The 22,619-nt window shown below is 66.2% G+C and carries 25 protein-coding genes; 16 read left to right on the top strand and 9 right to left on the bottom strand.

Features of this window, described 5'->3' with window-relative positions; genetic code table 11:
- Positions 1-69: 69 nt before the first annotated feature.
- Positions 70-855, bottom strand: coding sequence for a cobalamin B12-binding domain-containing protein (locus AC2D9V_RS12745; protein WP_484714440.1), 786 nt, complete (start codon positions 853-855; stop codon positions 70-72).
- 323 nt (positions 856-1,178) lie between these two features.
- On the opposite strand from AC2D9V_RS12745, the gene bchF reads away from it, so the two are divergent.
- The 15 genes from bchF (at position 1,179) to AC2D9V_RS12670 (ending at position 17,031) form a co-directional block, all read left to right on the top strand.
- Entirely contained in the window at positions 1,179-1,664 is a 486-nt protein-coding gene (gene bchF / locus AC2D9V_RS12740; protein ID WP_484714499.1) for a 2-vinyl bacteriochlorophyllide hydratase, read from the top strand.
- A complete protein-coding gene (locus AC2D9V_RS12735) occupies positions 1,661-2,938 on the top strand; it encodes a ferredoxin:protochlorophyllide reductase (ATP-dependent) subunit N (RefSeq protein ID WP_484714439.1) in 1,278 nt (425 codons plus the stop codon). Before bchF ends, AC2D9V_RS12735 begins: the two co-directional genes overlap by 4 nt.
- Positions 2,935-4,455, top strand: coding sequence for a ferredoxin:protochlorophyllide reductase (ATP-dependent) subunit B (bchB, locus tag AC2D9V_RS12730; RefSeq protein WP_484714438.1), 1,521 nt, complete (start codon positions 2,935-2,937; stop codon positions 4,453-4,455). The genes AC2D9V_RS12735 and bchB overlap by 4 nt, the downstream gene beginning before the upstream one ends.
- Entirely contained in the window at positions 4,445-8,017 is a 3,573-nt protein-coding gene (locus AC2D9V_RS12725; protein ID WP_484714437.1) for a magnesium chelatase subunit H, read from the top strand. The genes bchB and AC2D9V_RS12725 overlap by 11 nt, the downstream gene beginning before the upstream one ends.
- A 28-nt stretch (positions 8,018-8,045) precedes the next feature.
- On the top strand, positions 8,046-8,948 hold the full coding sequence (gene bchL / locus AC2D9V_RS12720; RefSeq protein ID WP_484714436.1) for a ferredoxin:protochlorophyllide reductase (ATP-dependent) iron-sulfur ATP-binding protein: 903 nt from the start codon (positions 8,046-8,048) through the stop codon (positions 8,946-8,948).
- On the top strand, positions 8,948-9,613 hold the full coding sequence (bchM, locus tag AC2D9V_RS12715) for a magnesium protoporphyrin IX methyltransferase (protein WP_484714435.1): 666 nt from the start codon (positions 8,948-8,950) through the stop codon (positions 9,611-9,613). Before bchL ends, bchM begins: the two co-directional genes overlap by 1 nt.
- On the top strand, positions 9,610-11,043 hold the full coding sequence (locus tag AC2D9V_RS12710; RefSeq protein WP_484714434.1) for a PucC family protein: 1,434 nt from the start codon (positions 9,610-9,612) through the stop codon (positions 11,041-11,043). Before bchM ends, AC2D9V_RS12710 begins: the two co-directional genes overlap by 4 nt.
- 18 nt (positions 11,044-11,061) lie before the next feature.
- A complete protein-coding gene (puhA, locus tag AC2D9V_RS12705; RefSeq protein ID WP_484714433.1) occupies positions 11,062-11,832 on the top strand; it encodes a photosynthetic reaction center subunit H in 771 nt (256 codons plus the stop codon).
- 65 nt (positions 11,833-11,897) lie between these two features.
- A complete protein-coding gene (gene puhB, locus AC2D9V_RS12700; RefSeq protein WP_484714432.1) occupies positions 11,898-12,533 on the top strand; it encodes a photosynthetic complex putative assembly protein PuhB in 636 nt (211 codons plus the stop codon).
- A 10-nt stretch (positions 12,534-12,543) separates the two neighbouring features.
- Positions 12,544-13,005 (top strand): photosynthetic complex assembly protein PuhC, encoded by a 462-nt coding sequence (puhC, locus tag AC2D9V_RS12695; protein WP_484714431.1) that lies wholly within the window; start codon positions 12,544-12,546, stop codon positions 13,003-13,005.
- Between the two features lie 12 nt (positions 13,006-13,017).
- Complete coding sequence (locus tag AC2D9V_RS12690) at positions 13,018-13,314, top strand: hypothetical protein (protein ID WP_484714430.1); 297 nt, start codon at positions 13,018-13,020, stop codon at positions 13,312-13,314.
- The gene (gene acsF / locus AC2D9V_RS12685; protein ID WP_484714429.1) at positions 13,311-14,408 is read left to right on the top strand and encodes a magnesium-protoporphyrin IX monomethyl ester (oxidative) cyclase; all 1,098 of its coding nucleotides are present in this window, start codon (positions 13,311-13,313) and stop codon (positions 14,406-14,408) included. Before AC2D9V_RS12690 ends, acsF begins: the two co-directional genes overlap by 4 nt.
- Before the next feature lie 97 nt (positions 14,409-14,505).
- Entirely contained in the window at positions 14,506-15,309 is an 804-nt protein-coding gene (puhE, locus tag AC2D9V_RS12680; protein WP_484714428.1) for a putative photosynthetic complex assembly protein PuhE, read from the top strand.
- Between the two features lie 5 nt (positions 15,310-15,314).
- Positions 15,315-16,523, top strand: coding sequence for a 5-aminolevulinate synthase (gene hemA / locus AC2D9V_RS12675; protein WP_484714427.1), 1,209 nt, complete (start codon positions 15,315-15,317; stop codon positions 16,521-16,523).
- 76 nt (positions 16,524-16,599) lie between these two features.
- Positions 16,600-17,031: a c-type cytochrome gene (locus tag AC2D9V_RS12670; protein WP_484714426.1), complete on the top strand. Its 432-nt coding sequence runs from the start codon at positions 16,600-16,602 to the stop codon at positions 17,029-17,031.
- A 61-nt stretch (positions 17,032-17,092) separates the two neighbouring features.
- Here the strand turns inward: AC2D9V_RS12670 and AC2D9V_RS12665 are convergent, their stop codons facing one another.
- From AC2D9V_RS12665 to AC2D9V_RS12650, 4 genes are all read right to left on the bottom strand, one after another.
- Positions 17,093-17,923, bottom strand: coding sequence for an SDR family oxidoreductase (locus AC2D9V_RS12665; protein WP_484714425.1), 831 nt, complete (start codon positions 17,921-17,923; stop codon positions 17,093-17,095).
- Between the two features lie 191 nt (positions 17,924-18,114).
- On the bottom strand, positions 18,115-18,732 hold the full coding sequence (gene ureG, locus AC2D9V_RS12660) for an urease accessory protein UreG (protein ID WP_484714424.1): 618 nt from the start codon (positions 18,730-18,732) through the stop codon (positions 18,115-18,117).
- Positions 18,729-19,358, bottom strand: a complete 630-nt coding sequence (locus tag AC2D9V_RS12655; RefSeq protein ID WP_484714423.1) for an urease accessory protein UreF — start codon at positions 19,356-19,358, stop codon at positions 18,729-18,731. The genes ureG and AC2D9V_RS12655 overlap by 4 nt, the downstream gene beginning before the upstream one ends.
- Positions 19,348-19,794, bottom strand: a complete 447-nt coding sequence (locus AC2D9V_RS12650) for an urease accessory protein UreE (protein WP_484714422.1) — start codon at positions 19,792-19,794, stop codon at positions 19,348-19,350. The genes AC2D9V_RS12655 and AC2D9V_RS12650 overlap by 11 nt, the downstream gene beginning before the upstream one ends.
- Positions 19,795-19,864: 70 nt before the next feature.
- On the opposite strand from AC2D9V_RS12650, the gene AC2D9V_RS12645 reads away from it, so the two are divergent.
- The gene (locus AC2D9V_RS12645) at positions 19,865-20,071 is read left to right on the top strand and encodes a hypothetical protein (protein WP_484714421.1); all 207 of its coding nucleotides are present in this window, start codon (positions 19,865-19,867) and stop codon (positions 20,069-20,071) included.
- A 4-nt stretch (positions 20,072-20,075) separates the two neighbouring features.
- Here the strand turns inward: AC2D9V_RS12645 and ureC are convergent, their stop codons facing one another.
- The 4 genes from ureC to AC2D9V_RS12625 are packed head-to-tail and all read right to left on the bottom strand — an operon-like array spanning position 20,076 to position 22,619.
- Complete coding sequence (gene ureC, locus AC2D9V_RS12640) at positions 20,076-21,818, bottom strand: urease subunit alpha (RefSeq protein WP_484714420.1); 1,743 nt, start codon at positions 21,816-21,818, stop codon at positions 20,076-20,078.
- Between the two features lie 17 nt (positions 21,819-21,835).
- Positions 21,836-22,141: an urease subunit beta gene (locus AC2D9V_RS12635; protein ID WP_484714419.1), complete on the bottom strand. Its 306-nt coding sequence runs from the start codon at positions 22,139-22,141 to the stop codon at positions 21,836-21,838.
- Positions 22,138-22,308: a hypothetical protein gene (locus AC2D9V_RS12630; RefSeq protein ID WP_484714418.1), complete on the bottom strand. Its 171-nt coding sequence runs from the start codon at positions 22,306-22,308 to the stop codon at positions 22,138-22,140. The genes AC2D9V_RS12635 and AC2D9V_RS12630 overlap by 4 nt, the downstream gene beginning before the upstream one ends.
- 8 nt (positions 22,309-22,316) lie before the next feature.
- Positions 22,317-22,619, bottom strand: coding sequence for an urease subunit gamma (locus AC2D9V_RS12625; RefSeq protein WP_484714417.1), 303 nt, complete (start codon positions 22,617-22,619; stop codon positions 22,317-22,319).

Here is a 22,619-nt window from a genome sequence, read left to right as displayed (position 1 = left end):
ATGGCGTCCGTCGGTTGTCAAGTCAGGCCTGTTTATGTTCGTTGTCAGCTACCCGTGTAACCGCAAGAGTCAACCCATTGTAATCTTTTCATGCTGCCTTGCCCGCCGGGAGAGCGCCCCCTGCAGAGCCTGAAGCGGATCAGAGGTCACGATATCTGCACCTGTGCGTGCGCTTAAATCGATCGGCCCCTGAACAAGAGGGCCGCCGACTGCAATCCACAGCCGCCCGTCCGAGCCGGTCCGGAGCGCATCGACAGCCCGCCTGCATCCGGCAATCTGCTCGTTGCAGGCGACAGAGATCATCGCACAGTCGAAATGGCACCCTTCAGCGAGGCGACGCAGGTCTTCTTCAGTCGGCCCGATCTCCAGCCGGACCGAGACCCCCTGGCGGCGAAGCTGCCCAGTCATCAACATGACGCCGAGGCTGTGCTGCTCGCCCTGGGGGAGGACGGCAAGCACGGTAGCGCTGCTATGCTGTGCGCTGGCGTTGCTGGTCCAGCTACGACCAAGGTCGCGCAGCATCGCCTGCATCCGCGCGACTGCGATCGAAACATCCGTAAAGGCGGCCTCGTCATCCGCCCAGGCACAGCCGAGATAACGTGCCACTTCGGGAAAGTAGAGATCGGCCAGATCCGTGTCGCTGATCCGGGCGCGGCGAAGGTCCTGACGCAAGGCATTCATGCCATCCGGATTGGGTCCGATGAGCGCGCGCGCGATGGATGCGACGATGACATCGTCCGCTGCCCGGTCAGGCGTGACGTCGCGCACGGCCAGCCGCTGAACGACCGAACGCGCCAAGGAAGCCAGGGCACCACCGGCTCGGCTCTCCCGCCCGCCATGCTGGCTGTCGCGCATTCCACCTCCATTTGGTGCTGCACCGCGCCGCGTCCGCAAGCGAACGAGAAGGCGGAACCAGTACGGGTCCATTGAACGACATTTTCCGCGATGGACGATGCATTGTCAAAGCAAATTGACACCACGGGGTAACCGAGCTGCCGGCCGAGACCAACAGCGTCGGTTTTCCCTGTTTTTTCAGAAGAAATCGGCACCGTGGCCGAAGGAATGGAGCAATTCGCCGCAGGAAGTGTCAGCGCCAATGATGTAAGTTTTGATTGACAGTCCCCGCCGTCCGGATACCCTTGGCCCAGCAGAAGCACCAGGGGAAGGGCTTTTCGTCGATGCAGACGAGCGGTGCACAGGGGCACAACTCCAAGCTCTACACGGCCGAAGAACGCGCACGTCGCGATGCGTCGCCCTGGACAATCGTTCAGGGTGTCCTGGCGCCGGCGCAATTCCTGGCCTTTGCCGTGTCGCTTGTGCTGGTCCTGCGTTTCCTTTGGACGGGCGACGGCTACGGGGCCGCGACGGTATCGATCCTGGTCAAGACCGGCTTTCTCTATGTCATCATGGTGACCGGCGCGATCTGGGAGAAAGAGGTCTTCGGACAGTACCTCTTCGCCCCTGCCTTCTTCTGGGAAGACGTCTTCAGTTTTGCCGTCATCGCCTTGCATACGCTGTACATTTACGGATTGTGGACGGGTGCGTTCAGCCCGCACGGGCTGATGGTTATCGCGCTCGCGGCCTACACCGCCTATGTCATCAACGCGGGCCAGTTCATCCTGAAACTGCGCCGGGCGCGGCTTGACCAGGGGGTCGCGGCATGAGCGTTGACACCCCCCCGCGTGGCTGCCGCGACACGCCCGTCCTGAAGGAGCGCGGGCAGCGCGAGGTGTTCTGCGGCCTGACCGGCATCGTCTGGCTGCACCGCAAGATGCAGGACGCGTTCTTCCTCGTGGTGGGGTCGCGCACCTGCGCGCATCTTCTTCAGGCGGCGGCCGGGGTGATGATCTTCGCCGAGCCGCGCTTCGGCACGGCGATTCTCGAAGAGAAGGATCTGGCGGGTCTAGCTGATGCGAATGCCGAGCTTGACCGGGAAGTTGCACGCCTTCTGTCTCGCCGTCCTGACATTAGGCAGCTCTTCCTTGTCGGGTCATGCCCCTCCGAAGTCATCAAGCTTGACCTTGCCCGCGCCGCCGAGCGGTTGAACCAGGTGCATGCCCCGCATGTGCGGGTGCTGAACTATTCCGGATCGGGGATCGAAACGACCTTCACCGAAGGTGAGGATGCCTGTCTCGAGGCCATGGTGCCGGGCCTTCCTGCGACGCAAGACGAAGGCCTGCTGGTTGTGGGCGCCTTGCCCGATGTGGTCGAGGACCAGATGCTGGGCCTTCTGTCGGCCATCGGGGTGCCGAACGTGCGCTGCCTGCCTGCGCGCCGCTCGTCTGACCTGCCCGCGGTCGGGCCCCGGACCCAGGTGGCCTTGGTGCAGCCTTTCCTCGGCGCAACCCATGCCGCGCTTGTCAAGCTCGGGGCAAGGCCCGTCAGCGCCCCCTTCCCCTTCGGCGCGGAAGGCACCACGCTTTGGCTGCATGCGGTCGCTGCCGCCTTCGGGATCCCGCGCGACCGGGTAGAGGCGGTGATCGCTGCCCCCCGCGCCCGGGCCGAACGCGCACTGGCCACGGTCTCTGAGACCCTCCGCGGCAAGCGGATCTTCTTCTTCCCCGACAGCCAGCTGGAAATCCCGCTGGCGCGGTTCCTGGCCCGCGAATGCGGCATGGTCCCGGTCGAAGTGGGCACGCCCTACCTCCACCGCGAGCTGATGGGGCCGGAACTTGACCTCTTGCCCGAGGGCCCGACCCTGTCGGAAGGCCAGGACGTCGAGCGCCAGCTTGACCGTGTCCGCGCCGCGCAGCCGGACCTGACGGTTTGTGGTCTAGGCCTTGCGAACCCGCTGGAGGCCGAGGGGATGGCCACCAAATGGGCCATCGAGCTTGTCTTCACCCCGGTCCATTTCTACGAGCAAGCCGCTGATCTTGCGGGTCTTTTCGCCCGACCCCTCCGCCGCCATGCGCTTCTTGCCCCGGAGGCAGCGGAATGAAGCTGACACTCTGGACATATGAAGGCCCGCCCCATGTGGGCGCGATGCGGATCGCCACCGCGATGAAGGGCTTGCATTACGTCCTTCATGCGCCGCAGGGCGATACCTATGCCGACCTTCTTTTCACGATGATCGAGCGGCGCAATCACCGCCCGCCGGTCACCTACACCACGTTCCAGGCCCGCGACCTGGGGGCGGACACCGCCAACCTCTTCAAGGACGCGGCGCGGGATGCCTTCGCGCGGTTCCAGCCGCAGGCGATGATCGTCGGCGCCTCCTGCACCGCAGAACTGATCCAGGACGACCCCGGAGGCCTTGCCGAGGCGCTGGCGCTGCCGGTCCCGGTCATCCCGTTGGAACTGCCGTCCTACAGCCGCAAGGAAAACTTCGGCGCTGATGAGACCTTCTTCCAGATCGTCAAGGCGCTGGCCAAGCCCCTGCCCCGCACCGAGGCTGTGGCCTGCAACCTTCTTGGCCCTACCGCGCTTGGCTTCCGCCACCGCGACGACGTGACCGAGATCACCCGGCTGCTTGCCGGGATGGGCATTAGCGTCAACGTCTGTGCGCCCTTGGACGCGACACCGGCCGACATCGCCCGCCTTGGCGCGGCGCATTTCAATGTGCTGATGTATCCCGAAACGGCCGAGACCGCTGCCCGGCACCTGGAAAAGGCACTCAACCAGCCCTTCACCCGTGTCGTCCCGATCGGCACCCACGCTACCCGTGATTTCCTGGCCGAGGTCGCCACGATCACCGGCCTGCCCCTGCCGCCGGAAAGTGGCCTGCGTCAGCCCTGGTATGCGGCCTCGGTCGACTCGACCTACCTGACCGGCAAACGCGTCTTCATCTTCGGCGACGGCACCCATGCCATTGCTGCGGCCCGGATCGCCGCGAAGGAGATCGGGTTCGAGGTCGTGGGCCTGGGCTGCTATAACCGCGAACAGGCCCGCCCTGTCCGCGCCGCCGCCAAGACCTACGGGCTCGAGGCGCTGATCACCGACGATTATCTGGAGGTGGAGGCAGAGATCGCCCGGCTTCAGCCCGAGCTGATCCTTGGCACGCAGATGGAGCGCCACATCGCCAAGCGGCTGGGCATCCCCTGCGCCGTGATCAGCGCGCCGGTCCATGTGCAGGACTTCCCGGCCCGCTACAGCCCCCAGATGGGCTTCGAAGGCGCGAACGTGATCTTCGACACCTGGGTGCATCCGCTGGTCATGGGGCTGGAGGAACACCTTCTGACCATGTTCCGCGAGGATTTCGAGTTCCACGATGCCGCCGGCCCCAGCCACCACGGCGCCAAGGCGGTGGCCCGCGAGGAGGAGGCGGAGGCAGCTCCCGAGACCGCCCAGACGGGCGAGGTCATCTGGCTGGCCGATGCGGAACGCGAGTTGAAGAAGATCCCCTTCTTCGTGCGCGGCAAGGCCAAGCGCAACACCGAGAAGTTCGCCGCCGACCGGGGCGTGACCGCGATCTCGATCGACACCCTCTACGAGGCAAAGGCCCATTATGCGCGATGATCGCCATATGCAGGCCGAGAGGGCGCGCATGAAGGCGAGCTATCGCTTCGTCATCCTTACGCTCGACGCCCATGCCGCCGGGCCCGCCGCACGGATCGCCCCGCGGCTGGCGCGCGATTTCCCGGGGATCGAGGTTTCCGTCCACGCCGCCGCCGAATGGGCCGAGAACCCCGCCGCGCTCGCCCGCGCCCGGGCAGCGGTGGCCGAGGCGAACATCATCGTCGCGAACCTTCTATTCATCGAAGAGCACATCACCGCCATCCTGCCAGAGCTGACCGCGGCCCGCCCGCGCCTTGACGCGATGGTGGGTGTCATTGCGGACCCGCAGATCGTGAAACTCACGAAGATGGGCGATCTGGACATGTCGAAGCCCGCTTCGGGCGCGATGGCCTTTTTGAAGAAGCTGCGGGGATCGAAGGAGCCGTCAGCCTCCTCGGGCCAGAAGCAGATGGCGCTGCTCCGCCGCCTGCCGAAGATCCTGCGCTGGATCCCCGGCAAGGCCCAGGACATGCGCGCCTGGTTCCTGTCGATGCAATACTGGCTTGGCGGATCGGACGACAACCTCGAGGCGATGATCCGCTTCCTTGTCGCCCGCTATTCGACCAATCCCGAGTGGCGCAAGGTCAAGGCGGCGGACCCGGTCGATTACCCTGAAGTCGGCCTTTACCATCCGTCGCTGAAGGACCGGATGACCACGGACCCGCGCGACCTGCCACGCCCGAAGGGTGCGACGGCGACCGTCGGCCTCTTGATGCTGCGGTCCTACATCCTGTCAGCCGACACCGCGCATTATGACGCCGTGATCCGGGCCTTTGAAGCCAAGGGGATCGCCGTCCTTCCCGCCTTTGCCGGTGGCCTTGATGGCCGGCCCGCGATCGACGCCTACCTGCAGGGCCGAGTGGATGCACTGGTGTCGCTGACCGGGTTCAGCCTTGTCGGCGGCCCGGCTTATAACGACAGCCCCGCCGCCGTCGCCGCGCTGACCGCGCTTGACGTGCCTTACGTCGCTGCGCATCCGCTGGAATTCCAGACCCTTGGCCAGTGGCAGGCCTCCTCGGGCGGGCTGGGCCCGGTCGAGACGACGATGCTGATTGCGCTGCCGGAGATTGACGGGGCGTCGAACCCCACGGTCTTCGCCGGACGCCACGGCGCGGAAGGCTGCACCGGCTGCGGGCGCAGCTGCCAGGCCGCCTCGCCCGATGCCCTGCAGACCCGCGCCATGGCCGCTTGCCCCGAACGGGTCGAGGCCTTGGCCGACAAGGTCGCGCGGCTGGCCCGCCTGCGCGCCTCCACCCCGTCTGAGCGCAAGCTTGCCATCGTGCTTTACGGCTTCCCGCCGAACGCCGGGGCTGCCGGGACCGCCGCCTACCTTGGTGTCTTCGAAAGCCTTTTCAACACCTTGCACGCGCTGAAAGCTGAAGGCTATGACCTGACCCCGCCCGAAAGCGTTGATGCCCTGCGCGCCGCGGTCCTGACCGGCAATGCCGCCCGCCACGGCCAGCCTGCCAACGTCCATGTCACCATTCCGGCGGCCGAGATCGTCGCCCGCAGCCGCTGGCTGAAGGATACCGAGGCCGCCTGGGGCCCCGCCCCCGGCCGGGTGCAGACCGACGGGCGCGGCGTCCATGTCCTCGGCTGCCAGTTCGGCAAAGTCTTCGTCGGCCTTCAGCCGCTCTTCGGTTACGAAGGCGACCCGATGCGCCTTCTCTTCGAAAAAGGCTTCGCGCCGACCCACGCCTTCACCACCTTCTATCGCTGGCTGCGCGAGGATTTCGGGGCCGATGCACTCCTGCACTTCGGGATGCACGGGGCGCTGGAGTTCATGCCAGGCAAGCAGGCCGGAGTCGGCGGGGCCTGCTGGCCGGACAGGCTGATCGGCAACCTGCCGAACGTCTATCTTTACGCCGCGAACAACCCCTCCGAGGCGACGCTGGCGAAACGCCGGTCGAACGCGATCACCGTCACGCACCTGACCCCGCCCCTCGCCCGCGCTGGGCTTTACAAAGGGCTCGCGGACCTCAAGGACACGTTGACCCGCCTCCGCGCCCTGCCGCCCGATGCACCGGAACGTGAGGAAATGCTGCTTCTGGTGGCAGAGCAGGCGAAGGCCGTCGATCTGGCGGGCGACCCCGAGACGCTTTGGCTGAAGGTGCTAGAAACCGAAGGCGCGCTGATCACCGACGGTCTGCATGTGCTTGGCAAGAGGCCCGACCCGGCAGCGCTGGAAGAGCTTCTGTCGCTGGTGCCAGAGGAGGCCCGGGCCGAAGCGGCGCGGCACCTGAGCGAGGATACAGAAATCCCGGCCCTCCTCCGCGCGCTTGGCGGCCGCTACATCCCGCCGGTCCCGGGGGGCGATCTGATCCGCTCGCCCGCGATCCTGCCCACGGGCCGGAACATCCATGCCTTCGATCCGTTCCGCATGCCCACCGCCTTTGCGCTGGCCGATGGGGCGGCACAGGCGCAGCGGCTCCTGGACGCGCACGACCGGCTGCCTCAGACCGTGGCGCTTGTCCTCTGGGGGTCGGACAACATCAAGTCGGACGGCGGACCCATCGCCCAGGCGCTGGCGCTGATGGGCGCAAAGCCCCGGTTTGATCACTACGGGCGGCTGTCGGGCGCCGACCTTGTTCCGCTGGCCGAGCTTGGGCGCCCCCGGATCGACGTGGTGATGACCCTGTCGGGCATCTTCCGCGACCTTCTGCCCCTGCAGACCCGGATGCTGGCCGAAGCCGCGTGGAAGGCCGCATCTGCCGATGAGCCGCTGCAGCAGAACTTCATCCGAGCCCATGCGCTTGCCTATGCCGAGGAAATGGGCGTGGAGCTGGAAACCGCAGCCCTGCGGGTGTTTTCGAACGCGGAAGGGGCCTATGGGGCGAACGTCAACGTGCTGGTCGGCTCCTCGGCCTTCGGCGAAGAGGACGAGCTTGCCGATGCCTACGAGGCGCGGAAGAGCTTTGCCTACGGCCTGAACGGCAAGCCGGTGAAGCAGCCCGCGCTTCTGCAGAAGGCCCTGCGCGATGTGGACCTTGCCTACCAGAACCTGGAATCGGTCGAACTCGGCGTTACGTCCGTCGACCACTACTTCGACACGCTGGGCGGGATCGCCCGCGCCGTGAAACGGGCCCGGGGCGGCGAGGCGACGCCGGTCTACATCGGCGACCAGACCCGGGGCGGCGGCAAAGTGCGTACGCTGGCCGACCAGATCGCGCTGGAAAGCCGGTCGCGCACGCTGAACCCGAAGTTCTACGAAGGCCTTCTGCGCCACGGTGCCGAAGGTGTCCGGCAGATAGAGGCGCATGTCACGAACACCATGGGCTGGTCGGCCACCACTGGCCATGTTGAGCCCTGGGTCTACCAGCGCCTGTCGGAGACCTTCGTCCTCGATGACGACATGCGCCAGCGACTGGCCGCGCTGAACCCGGAAGCCTCGGTCCGCATGGCCTCGAAGCTTCTCGAGGCGTCGGACCGGAACTACTGGCAACCCTCGCCCGATACGCTCGCCGCGCTGCAACGCGCCGCGGACGAGCTTGAGGACCGGATGGAAGGAATTGCAGCGGAATGACCGCATGGACCAGGAAAGGGGATCAGACATGAGCCCGAGAGACGACATTCCCTCGCTTCGGGGGTTGGACGGCGAAGGCTCGGTGCAGGTGCATCTTGACCCCACGCAACGGATCGAGGGCGCCAAGGTATTCTCGGTCTACGGGAAGGGAGGGATCGGCAAATCCACCACCTCGTCGAATCTGTCGGCCGCCTTTGCCATGCTAGGCAAGCGTGTCCTGCAGATCGGCTGCGACCCGAAGCATGACAGCACCTTCACCCTCACGGGGCGCCTGCAGCCCACGGTGATCGACATCCTAAAGGAAGTCGACTTCCACGCCGAGGAACTGCGCCCCGAGGATTTCGTGACCGAAGGCTTCGGCGGCGTGAAATGCGTCGAAGCCGGGGGCCCGCCCGCCGGCACCGGCTGCGGCGGCTATGTCGTCGGGCAGACGGTGAAGCTTCTGAAGCAGCACCACCTTCTGGACGATACCGACGTGGTGATCTTCGACGTCCTCGGCGACGTCGTCTGCGGCGGGTTTGCAGCACCCCTTCAGCACGCCGACCGCGCGGTGATCGTGACCGCGAACGACTTTGACTCGATCTACGCGATGAACCGGATCATCGCGGCGGTGCAGGCGAAATCGTCGAACTACAAGGTGCGGCTCGCGGGCTGTGTCGCAAACCGCAGCAAGGCGACCGACGAGGTCGACCGCTACTGCGCCAAGGTCGGCTTCAACCGCCTCGCCCACATGCCCGACATCGACGCGATCCGCCGGAGCCGCCTGAAGAAGAAGACCCTCTTCGAGATGCCGGACGAGGACGACATCCTGATGGCCCGCGCCGGTTACCTTGCCCTGGCCGAAACGCTCTGGGCTTCGGTCAACCTGCCTGAAAGCTTCCCCGAGCCCCTGCCCGATCGGGAGATCTTCGAACTTCTGGGGTTCGACTGATGGCCGATTACGCCACCACGCGCGACCGGGTTGAAACCTACTTCGACCGCACCGCCACCAAGACGTGGGAGCGGCTGACCTCGGACGCGCCGGTTTCCCGTATCCGCCAGACGGTGCGCGAGGGGCGTGACCGGATGCGCGCGTTGATGCTGACGCAGCTGCCGCAGGACTTGCGCGGGGCGCGCGTTCTGGATGCAGGCTGCGGCACGGGGATGATGACCGAGGAACTCGCCCGGCGCGGCGCGACCGTCACCGCCGCCGACATCTCGCCGAAGCTGGTCGAGATCGCGCACGACCGCCTTCCCCCGGCCCTGCGCCAGCAGGTGACCTTCCACGCCGGCGACATGACCGACCCGGCACTTGGCACCTTCGATGCCGTCGTGGCGATGGACAGCCTGATCTACTATTCCGCCGAAGACATCGGCCGGACGCTCAAGGCCCTTGGCACCCGCTCCGGGCATATCGTCTTCACCGTCGCCCCGCGCACGGCGCTGCTGATGGCCATGTGGCATGCCGGCAAGCTTTTCCCACGCTCCGACCGCTCGCCCGTGATGATCCCGCATGGTCTGAAAGACCTCTCCCGCGCAACCGGGCCGGGCCTTTCGCGCGTCGGCCGCGTCGCGCGCGGCTTCTACATCTCGGACTGCCTGGAGTATCGCGCATGATCCTGCGGCAGAAGCACATCAAGGCCCTCTCCCCCGCCTGGATGCCCTTTGCCGAGGCGGCCTCCGAAGGGCTGCCCTTGCGCCAGCTTCTGCGTCTGTCGCTGTTCCAGATCTCGGTCGGGATGGCCACGGTGCTTCTTCTGGGCACGCTGAACCGCGTGATGATCGTCGAGCTTTCGGTCCCCGCCATGATCGTGGCCGCGATGATCGCGATCCCGGTTCTGGTGGCCCCGTTCCGCGCACTTCTCGGCCACCGGTCGGACACGCACCGCTCGGCCATCGGCTGGAAGCGCATCCCCTATCTCTGGTTCGGCAGCCTCTGGCAGATGGGTGGCCTTGCGGTGATGCCCTTCGCGCTCATCGTGCTGTCGGGCGATCAGGTCCACGGCCCCGCCTGGGCAGGCGAGGTGCTGGCCGCCCTTGCCTTCCTGATGACCGGGATTGGCCTTCACATGACCCAGACCGCGGGCCTTGCCCTGGCCAGCGACCGCGCCGATGACGAAACCCGGCCGCGGGTGGTGGCGCTTCTTTACGTCATGTTCCTGCTGGGCATGGGGCTTTCGGCGGTCCTGGTCGGCTGGCTTCTGCGCGACTTCGACCCCATCACCCTTGTCCGCGTGGTTCAGGGCTGCGGTGCCGCCACGCTGATCCTGAACCTGATCGCGCTCTGGAAGCAGGAGAAGGTCACCCCGATGACCCGCGCCGAGCGTGAGGCACCGCGCCCGCGCTTCCGCGATGCCTGGGCCGACCTGATGGCTGGCGGCAGCGCGGGGAGGCTGCTGGCGGTCGTGGTGATCGGGACCCTTGGGTTCAACATGCAGGACGTGCTTCTTGAACCCTATGGCGGCGAGGTCTTGGGGCTTTCCGTCTCGCATACCACGCTTCTGACCGCCCTTTACGCGATGGGCGCCTTGGCTGGCTTTCTAATGGCCGCCCGCTGGCTGGCCCGGAACGCCGACCCCTACCGCACCGCCGCGCGCGGCATCCTGGTGGGACTCGTGGCTTTTCCGTCCATCATCTTCGCCGGGCCACTGGACAGCGTGGCGCTCTTCTACGCCGGTGCCGGGCTGGTCGGCTTCGGCGCTGGCCTCTTCGCCGTCTCGACCCTGACCGCTGCGATGGCGCTTAAGTCGTCGGGCACGGGTGCGGGTCTTGCCCTCGGGGCTTGGGGTGCCGCACAGGCCACGGCCGCAGGCCTGTCGATCTTCCTTGCCGGAGCCCTGCGCGACATCGTCGGCCACCTTGCCGGCTCTGGCGCGCTCGGCCCGGCGCTGACCGACCCCAACCTTGGCTACAGCTTCGTCTACCACCTTGAGATCGGGCTACTTTTCCTGACCCTCATCGCCCTTGGACCCCTGGTCCGCCTCACCCCGCTTGTCTCAACCAAAGACCCTGGCGACCGCTTCGGCATCGCCGAGTTTCCGACCTGACCCACGGAGGATACCACCATGTTAGGTGTCGAGTTTTTCGGCGATTTCGACCTCGCCTCGGCCGCGATCTGGAGCTTCTGGCTCTTCTTCGCGCTACTGATCTACTACCTGCAGACCGAGAACATGCGCGAGGGCTACCCGCTTGAGACCGAGGACGGCCAGACCGCCCCGAACCAGGGCCCCTTCCCGGTGCCGAAGCCCAAGACCTTCCGCCTGCCGCATGGCAAGGGCGAAGTGACGGTTCCGTCCGCCGCGAATGAGGCCGCGCATCGCCGCACGAACCTTGCCCTTGCCCGAACCGCCGCGTCCGAGGGCTTCCCCCATGCGCCGACGGGCAACCCGATGCTCGATGGCGTCGGTCCCGCCTCCTGGGTGCCGCGCCGGGATGAACCGGAGCTGGACGGCCATGGTCACAACAAGATCCTCCCGATGTCGCGGGCCGAAGGGCTGACGGTCAGCGCCGGGCGCGACCCGCGCGGCCTGCCGGTCCAGGCGGGCGATCTGGAGGTTGTCGGCCGCGTCGCCGACCTCTGGGTCGACGCGCCCGAACAACTGGTCCGCTACCTCGAGATCGAACTGAACTCGGGCAAGCGGCGGCTGGTGCCGATGACCCTGGCCCGGATCTGGGATGACCGGGTGCGCGTGAACTTCCTTGCCTCGGACAGCTTCGAGAACATCCCCGCCACGAAGTCGGCGACGGAAGTGACCAAGCTCGAGGAGGACAAGATCTCGTCCTACGTCGCCTCCGGGTGGATGTACGACGCGCCCAAGCGCAAGCACGGGTTCTGAACGACTGACAGGCGGGGGCCCGCGCCCGGGCCCCCGCCTTTCAACCTCAGAATGGAGGGTCTGCGATGTCAGGCCATGACGATTTTGCCTTCGACGCGCTGCCAGGGCTGCCGGAACGGCCCCCGCAGGGTGAACACATCCTCTGGCAGGGACGCCCGGACGCCTGGGCCCTGGCGCGGGATGCCTACAAGATCCGCTTGTTCGCCGCCTATTTCGCCCTGATCGTCATCTGGCGCGCGGGGTCGGCCTGGGCCGATGGCGGACCGGCGCTGGCCCTTGCGATGGGGCTTCCCTACCTTGTTCTCGGCCTTCTCGGCCTTGCGATCATCTATGGCCTTGCCTGGGCACAGGCCCGGGCCACGGTATACACCCTGACGACTGCCCGGGTCGTGATGCGGATCGGCGCGGCGCTGCCTGTGACCTTCAACCTGCCCTTCGCGCAGGTTGGATCGGCCGCATTGGACCTGCGCCGGGATGGCACCGGCACCATCGCACTGGAAACGTTGGGCGAGACGCGGATCTCCGTCCTCGTTGCATGGCCGCACCTTCGCCCCGGATACTGGGCCAAGACCCAGCCCGCCCTGCGCTCGATCCCCGATGCCGCACGGGTCGCCCGGATGCTGGCCGAAGCGGCCGAGGCACGGCTGACCCTGCCGCGGGTGTCGCGCACCGCGTCGCTGGCGCCGGTCGCGGCGGAATAGGGGGCGCGCGATGGCACATCCTCCCAGCCCCACCTACAAGAGCCGCGAAAAGGAGATGGTTCCCCGGACCCTTCTCTGGGCGATGTTCGCCCTCGCGCTGTCAGCCCTTGCGATCACCACCTTCGCGGTGGCGACCGACCGCCCGCTCGAAGCGCAGCCGCAGGCGGCCGAGGTCCTGCGTGACCGCTGGATCGTGCTTGAGGGCCGCGATGCCAAGGCAGTGACCGTCCGCGACCCGGACGGGACGGTGATCGAGGACCTGGCGCATGGCGGCTTTGTCACCGTCATCCAGAACGGACTTGCGACAGAACGCAAGAAGCATGGCGTCGACCCGCTCCGTCCGGTGCGGATCGTCGAATACGCGAACGGCAGGCTTGCCGTAGAAGACCCCGACACCGGCTGGAGCGTCGAGCTCTATGCCTTCGGCGGGGAAAACAAGGCCGCATTCGAACGGCTTCTGGATCAGAAATAGGGAACCACGATCATGGGACTTTTCACGCGAACCAAGGAAAGGGTGCCCTGCACCGTCGAGGTCAGCCACCGTTTCGAAAGCCTGCACGCCCACGTCCGCTTCAACAACGGCGCTGTCGTCTATCCGGGCGACGAGGTGCTGGTGCACGGGGCGCCGATCATGGCGGCCTTCGGCGAGGTCATCGTCGAGGACCGCACCGCCACCATCACCCGCGCCACCCCGATCGAGCGGCTCTGGACCAGGATGACCGGCGATTTCGGCTTCATGGAGCTTTGCGAGTTTTCCTTCTCCGAGGAGATCCGGCTATGAAAGACACCCAAGGCACTGCGCATGAAGAGCTGCACGGCGAAATCGCGGGTCAGTTCGACACGACCGCGATGGCGACCGAGACCACGCTTCTCAACCCGCGCTTCTACACCACCGACTTCGACGAGATGGACCGGATCGACGTGACACCGGTCCGCAAGGAATGGGACAAGCTTCTGGCCCAGATGAAGTCAGACCCGAACAAGGGCCACTTCAAGAAGAACGCCGACTGGGACGAAATCGACTGGGAGGGAATGGAGCCGGGCCTCAGGGCCGAATTCATCGACTTCCTCGTCTCGTCCTGCACCGCCGAGTTCTCGGGCTGCGTCCTTTACAAGGAAATGAAGCGCCGGGGCACCAACGCCGACATCTGTGAGCTTTTCAGCTACATGTCGCGCGATGAGGCGCGCCATGCCGGCTTCATCAACGACGCGCTCCGCGAGGCGGGGGTGGCGGTGAACCTCGGCTTCCTGACCAAGGCCAAGAAGTACACCTACTTCCGGCCGAAGTTCATCTACTACGCCACCTACCTGTCGGAAAAGATCGGCTACGCCCGCTACATCACCATCTACCGCCATCTCGAAGCGAACCCCGAGCATCGATTCCACCCGATCTTCAAATGGTTCAAGGAATGGTGCAACGACGAGTTCAGCCATGGCGAGGCCTTCGCGCTTCTGATGAAGACCGACCCGAAGCTGACGGAAAGCACCGTCAACAAGCTCTGGATCAAGTTCTTCCTGACCGCCGTCTATTCCACCATGTGGGTGCGCGACCATGCCCGGCCGAAGTTCCACGAGGCCCTGGGCGTCGATATCGAATGGTATGACCAGGAGGTCTTCCGCAAGACCTCGACCATCAGCCGCCAGATCTTCCCGATCGAGATCGACATCGACCACCCGCGCTGGAAACCGGCGCTCCGCCGGATGGAAAAGGCCTTCGTCGCCATGGACGCCGCAAAACGTCAGGGAGGGGTCGGCGGCTGGCTGAAAGGCAAGGCCGCCGCAGCCCGCGCGGCGCTGGCCTTTGCGGCGCTCTACACGATCCCGGTCAAGCGCCATGCGCTCCCTGCCTCTGTCCGGCTGGAGCCGTCCTATTGACCGGTAAACCCCATACCGCTGTTCCGGCAGCGGGTGGCCTTGCGGACTGGGCGCGGTTCGCAGGCCTGTGCGGCCCCTCCTCCGGGAGGGGCCGTGCATGACCAGCCCCTGGGCCGCCGCACTGATCACGCTTTTCGTCTGGTGGTTCTCCACCGGCGCGATCCTCTGGCGCGTCCGCCATGCCGACCGCCGGGGCGGCACTGCCCATTCCGCCTCGGTCCTTCTCGGCCTGCCACTTCTCGCCGCAGGGATCTGGGGCCTCGGCACCTCGCTCGATGAGGCGACGGCGAACGGCACCTACATCGCCTTCCTCTCTGCCCTTGCCGTCTGGGGCTGGATCGAGCTTGCCTTCCTCTCCGGCGTGATTACCGGCCCCAACACCGCCCCCTGCCCACCCTTCGCCCGTGGCTGGGACAGGTTCCGGCGCGCCATCCTCACGCTCCTCTGGCATGAGGCACTTCTTGTGGCGGCCCTGTCGCTGCTGGCCTATGCCGCGTGGAATGCCGCCAACCCCTTCGGCCTTTACACCTTCGCGCTCCTCTTCTTCGCCCGCGCCTCGGCCAAGCTGAACCTCTTCCTCGGGGTGCCGCGGATCAACGTGGAATTCCTGCCCCGCCCGCTTGCGCACCTCGCCAGCCACTTCCGCCACGCAAGGATGAACTGGCTCTTCCCGGTGTCGGTCACGCTTCTGACCTTCGCCACCGCCTGCTGGCTGGAACGCGCCGTATCGGCCCCAACCGAGACCGCACTGATCGGCCATATTCTTCTAGCCGCCCTGACCGCGCTCGCGCTTCTTGAGCACTGGTTCATGGTGCTTCCCCTTCCCGACCAGAAACTCTGGCGCTGGATGCTGCCTGCCGGACCCGCCGCCACCGACCCCACATTGATGTCAAGAAAGTGACCCCGATGGACTTCGCTCGCCACTTCCAAAGCCAGCTCGACGCCCTGAAAGCCGAAGGCAACTACCGCACCTTCGCCGATCTGGAACGCCGCTGCGGCGCCTTTCCGAAAGCGAACCGCCACGGCAACAGCGTGGAAGAGGTCACCGTCTGGTGCTCGAACGACTACCTCGGCATGGGCCAGCACCCCGAGGTCGTCGCCGCGATGATCGACACCGTCCGCACCTGCGGCACCGGGGCGGGCGGCACGCGAAACATCGGCGGCAACTCGATCCAGCACCGCGCGCTTGAGGCCGAACTCGCCGATCTTCACGGCAAGGAGGCAGCCCTTCTCTTCACCTCCGGCTACGTCTCGAACTGGGCCGCGCTTAGCACGCTTGGCGCGCGCATCCCGAATGCGGTCATCCTGTCGGACGAAAAGAACCATGCCTCGATGATCGAGGGCATCCGCCATTCCCGCGCCGACAAGGTACTCTGGAAGCACAACGACTGGCGCGACCTTGACCGCAAGCTCCACGCCGTCGGTGACCGGCCGAAGATCGTGGCCTTCGAGAGCGTCTATTCGATGGACGGCGACATCGCGCCGATCCGCGAGATCGTCGAGGTCTGCGAGGCGCATGGGGCGCTGAGCTATATCGATGAGGTCCATGCCGTCGGCATGTATGGCGATCACGGCGGCGGGGTGACGGAACGCGAGGGCCTGGCTCACCGGATCGACGTGATCGAGGGCACGCTCGGCAAGGCTTTCGGCTGCGTCGGCGGTTACATCACCGGCACGACGGCACTGGTCGACTTCGTCCGCAGCTTTTCCTCGGGCTTCATCTTCACCACGGCCCTGCCCCCGGCCGTCGCCGCCGCTGCCACCACTTCGATCCGCCACCTCAAAGCCAGCCAGGAGGAACGCGCGCGTCAGAAGGCGAACGTCGCCAAGGTCCGCGCCCGGCTTGACCGCGCCGGCATCCCGCACATGGCCAACGAAAGCCACATCATCCCCGTGATGATCGGCGACCCGGTGAAGTGCCGGATGATCTCGGACATCCTGATGGCCGACTGGGGCATCTACGTCCAGCCGATCAACTATCCGACCGTCCCGAAAGGCACCGAGCGTCTGCGCATCACCCCCGGACCCCACCACAGCGACGCCGACATCGACCGGCTGATCGCCGCCCTCACCACGCTTTGGAGCCGTTGCGCAATTTCCCACGCAGTCGCGTGAAATTGCGCGTGAAACCCCTTGCCAAAGGTTTCGTGCGCGACAGTATACACCGCGAAGAAACCCCCGGGAGGATCCCATGCGACTGACCCTGACTGCCCTTGCCTTCGCCAGCCTTGCCGTGCCAGCCGTGGCACAGGACATCGAGGCCGGGGCCAAGACCTTCAACCAGTGCCAGACCTGCCACGTCGTCCAGAACGAGGCGGGTGAAGTGCTGGCCGGCAAGAATGCCAAGACTGGACCTAACCTTTACGGCCTCGCCGGTCGTGCGGCCGGTGCTTATCCCGAGTTCAAGGGATATGGCGAGTCGCTGGTAGCACTTGGCGCAGGCGGCTTTGTCTGGGACGAGGCGAGCTTTGTGGAATATGTCCAGGACCCGGCAAAGTTCCTGAAAGCCAAGCTGGGTGACGACAAGGCCAAGTCGAAGATGGCCTTCAAGTTGAGAAAGCCCGAAGATGCGGCCAACGTCTGGGCCTTCATCACCTCGCTGTCGCCCGCCGCGACGAACTGATCCGTCGCCGCTCATTTCATGCGCCCCCGGTCCTGCAGGCCCGGGGGCGTTTCTTTTCCGGTCAGGGCAGGATGCGTGACAGCATCGCCTCGAACGGGCGCTGCGGCATCACCGCCTTGAGGAAGGGCAGCATCTTTGCCTGCCCGCCCACCGCATAGCGCAGGGCCGGGCGCGGGGCGGCCAGCACGCGCGCAACAGTATCCGCCACGTCCTCGGGCCGCGTCCGGCTGCTTTTCCCGCTGTCCTCCTGCATGAAGGCGCGCATTTTGCGCTGTCTCCCGGCATAGGCCGGCACGCCACCCGCGACATCCACGATCGACGTGTCCAGCGTATCGGTGGCGACTGCACCCGGCGCCACGACCGAAAGGAAGACGCCGAAGGGCAGCGCCTCAAACCGCAGGGCCTCGGTAAAGCCCTCGACGGCGAACTTGCTGGCCGCATAGGCGCTGTTCATCGGCAGGGCAAGCCTGCCGCCAAGCGAGCCGATCTGCACGATCCGCCCCGACCCTTGCGCCCGCATCACCGGCAGCGCGGCGCGGGTGACACGCATCACACCGGCAAAGTTGGTGTTCATCTGATCCAGGAACTGCGCCTCGCTAGTGTCTTCCAGCGAACCGATCAGGTCGTAGCCCGCGTTGTTCACCACGGCGTCGATCCGCCCGGCACGGGCAACGACCTCACCGATGCATCCATTCACGCTGGCCGCGTCGCGGACGTCAAGCTGAAGGCACTCCACTCCCTGAGGTAAGCCGTCGGAGGCATGGCCGGTGCGGCTGGTAACAAAGACACGGTCCCCGTCCCGCCGCAGTCGCGCAGCGATCGCCGCCCCGACCCCGCGCGTGCCCCCGGTGATCAGCACCACCCGTGTCTTCGGGGCTTTTGCATCCGTCATCGCATCCTCCGATCTTTACAGTGACAACATATGCTCAGAGCATGTTTTCACTGTCAAGATATGAGTGGAACTCGCGGAACTCTTCTCCGAAAGCGGCCGTGGGAAAGCTTGCCAAATCCTTAACGGACTCAGCCAAATTATTGTTTCTAATTGACTTTCAGAAATTGACCACCGTGGTCACTTCGTGGATTCTACCCTTGAAGCACCAGTCCGCCCTCGGTTTGCAGGAAGTCGACCACTTGGTCGATCCCCACTCCTTGCCGGACGCGGGCCATCACGTAGGGCCGCTCGCCCCGCGCCCGGCGGGTGTCTGCTTCCAGCAGGTCGAGGTCAACGCCGACATGCGGGGCGAGGTCGGTCTTGTTGACGACCAGAAGGTCGGATCGCGTCACCCCCGGCCCCCGCTTCCGCGGGATGTCCTGCCCGGCGGCGGTGTCGATCACGTAGATCGAGAGGTCCGCAAGTTCCGGGCTGAAGGTGGCGGCCAGGTTGTCGCCCCCGCTTTCGATCAGGATCAGGTCAAGGTCGGGATGGGCCGCGCGCAGGTCCGCGACGGCAGCCAGGTTGATCGAGGCATCCTCGCGGATCGCCGTATGCGGGCATCCCCCCGTCTCCACCCCTCGGATGCGGTCCAATGGCAGCACCTGCGCCCGCATCAGATACTCGGCATCCTCCCGGGTATAGATATCGTTCGTGATGACCGCCATCGAACAGCGCCCCGCCAGCGCCCGGCAGAGCGCCTCGGTCAGGCTGGTCTTGCCCACCCCGACCGGCCCGCCGATCCCCACCTTCAAGGGTCCGTGCTTCATGTCTTGAAGATCCTCACATCCATCGTCTCGTGCCGCATCGACGCCATCTCGGCCGCAAGGGCCACCGTGCCGATCTCGTCAACCTCCGCCGTCGCGGCCCAGGCCGCCATCTCGCCGATCAGCGGGTGGAGCGCCGCCAGCAACCCCTGCCCCTCGGTCTGGCCCAGCGGTGCAAAGCGGGTCGCCGCGGCGACAAGGTTTGCTGTGAAGGCGTGGAGGTAGACCGCCACCACCTCCTCGACCGGCAGGTTCAACTCCCGCGCCGCCTCGCCCACCGCCACCGGCAGGGCACGGGGCGGTAGCTCGCGCCCGGTCAGGGACTGCACGGTCCGCGCAAAGGCAGCCCCCTGTTCCAGGGTCTCGCTCAGCCGTTCCCTCGTTCCGGCCATCGCCCGGGCGATACCGTCCACCTCTGCGGCGTCCTCACCCCGAAGGACCGCCGCGAGAAGCACAGCGTCGGCCTGCCCCGATCCGTGGCGCAGCACCCCTGCGATCCAGCCCCGTATCCCTTCCGCCGTCCGTTCCCCCTCGGCGATCACCGTCTCCAGCCCGTGCGAATAGGCGTACCCCCCGGTCGGAAAGGCGGGGGACAGCCATTGCAGGAGGGACAGAAGCTCAGTGCGCATGGCCCATCGTGCGCCCCAGCCCGTAGGCGCCGCCTTCCGGGGTGAAGGGGCCTGCGACTGGAGTCACCGTGGCCCCCAGCCCGCGCAGCATGTCGGCCAGAACGTGGTCCGCCCGGATCACCAGCCGGTCCGCCTCGATCTGGCAGGGGGTGTGGCGGTTCCCGATATGCCAGGCAAGGCGGACGAGGTCTCCGGTGACGACCAAAAGCGGCTCTTCCGCTGCCGCGATCTCGACCACCCGGCCATCGTCCAGTTCGAAGGCGTCGCCAGCGAGAAGGTTCGTCGTCTCGGGCAGATCGACAAGGAAGGCCTCGCCCGAAGCCATGGTCAGCCGCTTCCGGCGGAGGAAACGCTCATCATAGCCAAGGACGACACGCCCGGTGGCGAGCCGCGGCCACTGGCCGGAACGGTGCAGGGTCTGGGCAAGGGGCAGCATGGGTCAGCCTTTAGCGATTCCTTGAGGGATTGAGTCGAGGATGGATACGAGACAACCAATGAGGATCAAGATGACCAGGCCCCAGCTTGCACTCGCCGACGAACTGGCCGCGATCCGGGCCGAAATCGCCCGCCTCAGGTCGCGCGAAAATGCCCTTGCCTCGATGGAGCACAACTTCCCGAAGGTGCCGGTCTTCCGCCGCAGCCACCAGATGCAGTCCCAAGCCGACAGGGCCGGAACGGGGACAACCGGGGCCATGACCAGCGCCTCTGCCTGACCGATCAGTAAAGGAAATAGCGCTGCGCAAGCGGCAACTCCCGCGCGGGTTCGCAGATGAGAAGGACACCGTCGGCCCGCACCTCATAGGTCTCCGGGTCAACCTCGATGGTCGGGGTCGCATCGTTCAACTTCATGTCCCGCTTTCCGATCCCACGCGTATGGTGGACGGCAAGCGTCTCTTTTGCCAGCCCGTAGGCCGCGCGGATGTCCGCGTCCTGCGCGGCCTGGCTGACGAAGGTCACGGCGTTCCGCGTCAGGCTGCCGCCAAAGGCGCCGAACATCGGCCGTGTATGCACCGGCTGCGGTGTGGGGATACTGGCGTTCGGGTCGCCCATCTGGGCCACGACGATGCAACCGCCGATCAGCACCATCTCGGGCTTCGCGCCGAAGAAGGCGGGGGACCAGAGCACAAGGTCGGCACGCTTGCCCTCCTCCACCGACCCGATGTGGGTAGAAAGCCCATGCGCGATGGCGGGGTTGATCGTGTATTTCGCGACGTAGCGCTTGACGCGCAGGTTGTCGTTCTCGCCTGCCTCGCCCTCCAGCCGCCCGCGCTGGACCTTCATCTTGTGCGCGGTCTGCCAGGTGCGGGTGATGACCTCGCCCACCCGGCCCATCGCCTGGCTGTCGGAACTGATCACCGAGAAGGCCCCGAGGTCGTGCAAGATATCCTCGGCGGCGATGGTTTCGCGCCGGATGCGGGATTCGGCGAAGGCCACATCCTCGGGCACGCGGCGGTCGAGGTGATGGCAGACCATCAGCATGTCGAGGTGTTCCTCGATCGTGTTCACGGTGTAGGGCATCGTCGGGTTGGTGGAGGAGGGCAGGATGTTCTGCGACCCCACGACCCTGATGATGTCGGGCGCGTGGCCGCCCCCCGCGCCTTCGGTGTGGAAGGCGTGGATCGTACGGCCCGCGATGGCCTTCAGCGTATTCTCGACAAAGCCGCTCTCGTTCAGCGTGTCGGTGTGGATCATCACCTGCACGTCCATCTGATCGGCGACCGTCAGGCAGCAGTCGATGGCTCCCGGCGTCGTCCCCCAGTCTTCGTGCAGCTTCATGCAGGAGGCGCCGGCCCTGATCTGTTCCTCCAGCGCGGCGGGGAGAGAGGCGTTGCCCTTCCCCGCAAAGGCCAGGTTCATCGGAAAGGCATCCGCCGCCTGCAGCATCCGCATGATGTGCCACGGCCCCGGCGTGCAGGTCGTGGCGAGCGTGCCATGTGCGGGTCCGGTGCCGCCACCAAGCATTGTGGTGATCCCGGAATGGAGCGCGTCGTCGATCTGCTGCGGAGCGATGAAGTGGATGTGGGCGTCCATGCCACCGGCGGTCAGGATGCGCCCCTCACCCGCGATGATCTCGGTCCCCGGGCCGATGATGACATCGACGCCGGGCTGGGTATCGGGGTTCCCGGCCTTGCCGATCTTCGCGATGCGGCCATCGCGCAGGCCGACGTCGGCCTTCACGATCCCGGTCCAGTCGACGATCAGCGCGTTCGTGATGACCGTGTCCATCGCCCCTTGCGCCCGGGTTAGCTGCGACTGCCCCATTCCGTCGCGGATCACCTTGCCGCCGCCGAACTTGACCTCGTCCCCGTACCTCAGCGCATTCGCGCGGGCGCTGGAGCGTTCGGCGATCAGGTCACGCTCGACCTCGATGATCAGGTCAGTATCGCCCAGCCGCACCTTGTCGCCCACAGTCGGGCCATACATGTCGGCATAGGTCTTGCGGGAAATGGTGGCGGGCATCGTATGTCCTTCGCGGCCTACAAGGGGCCCATGACCTTCTGGTTGAAGCCGTAGACGACCCGCGCCCCGGAGAGTGGCACCAGCCGCACCTCGCGGGTCTGGCCGGGTTCGAACCGGACGGCGGTGCCGGCGGGGATGTCGAGCCGCTTGCCATGGGCGGCGGCGCGGTCGAAGGCGAGGCCGGGGTTCGTCTCGGCAAAATGGTAGTGGCTGCCGACTTGCACGGGACGGTCGCCGGTGTTGGCGACGGTCAGGACCGTGACCTCGGCACCTGCGTTGAGGATCAGGTCACCGGGTGCGGGGATGATCTCGCCCGGGATCATTTGCGCCGCCGCAGATATGCATAGACCGCTCCGCCACCCAGGGCAGAGCCGATCAGAGCGGCGGCGATCCAGCCGAACTCGATTCCGTGCGGGTGGTGGTGAAACCCTTCATGCGCCAGGGCCGGGGTGGCGAGGAGGGGCAGGATCAGACAGGTCAGGCGGGACATGGGGTGCCTCAGCGGATCGGGTGGTGAACGGTGACAAGCTTGGTGCCGTCCGGGAAGGTCGCTTCGACCTGGACGGAGTGGATCATCGACGGGATGCCGTCCATGCACTGGTCGGCGGTGATCACATGGGCGCCCGCCTCCATCAGGTCAGCGACAGAACGCCCGTCGCGCGCGCCTTCGACGACGAAATCGGTAATCAGGGCAATGGCTTCGGGGTGGTTCAGCTTGACACCGCGCGCCAGCCGCCCGCGGGCGACCATGGCGGCCAGGCTGACCAGAAGCTTGTCCTTTTCGCGGGGGGTAAGGTTCAT

This window comes from Tabrizicola sp. T46 (assembly GCF_057219895.1).
This window is presented reverse-complemented; position numbering and strand designations above follow the sequence as displayed.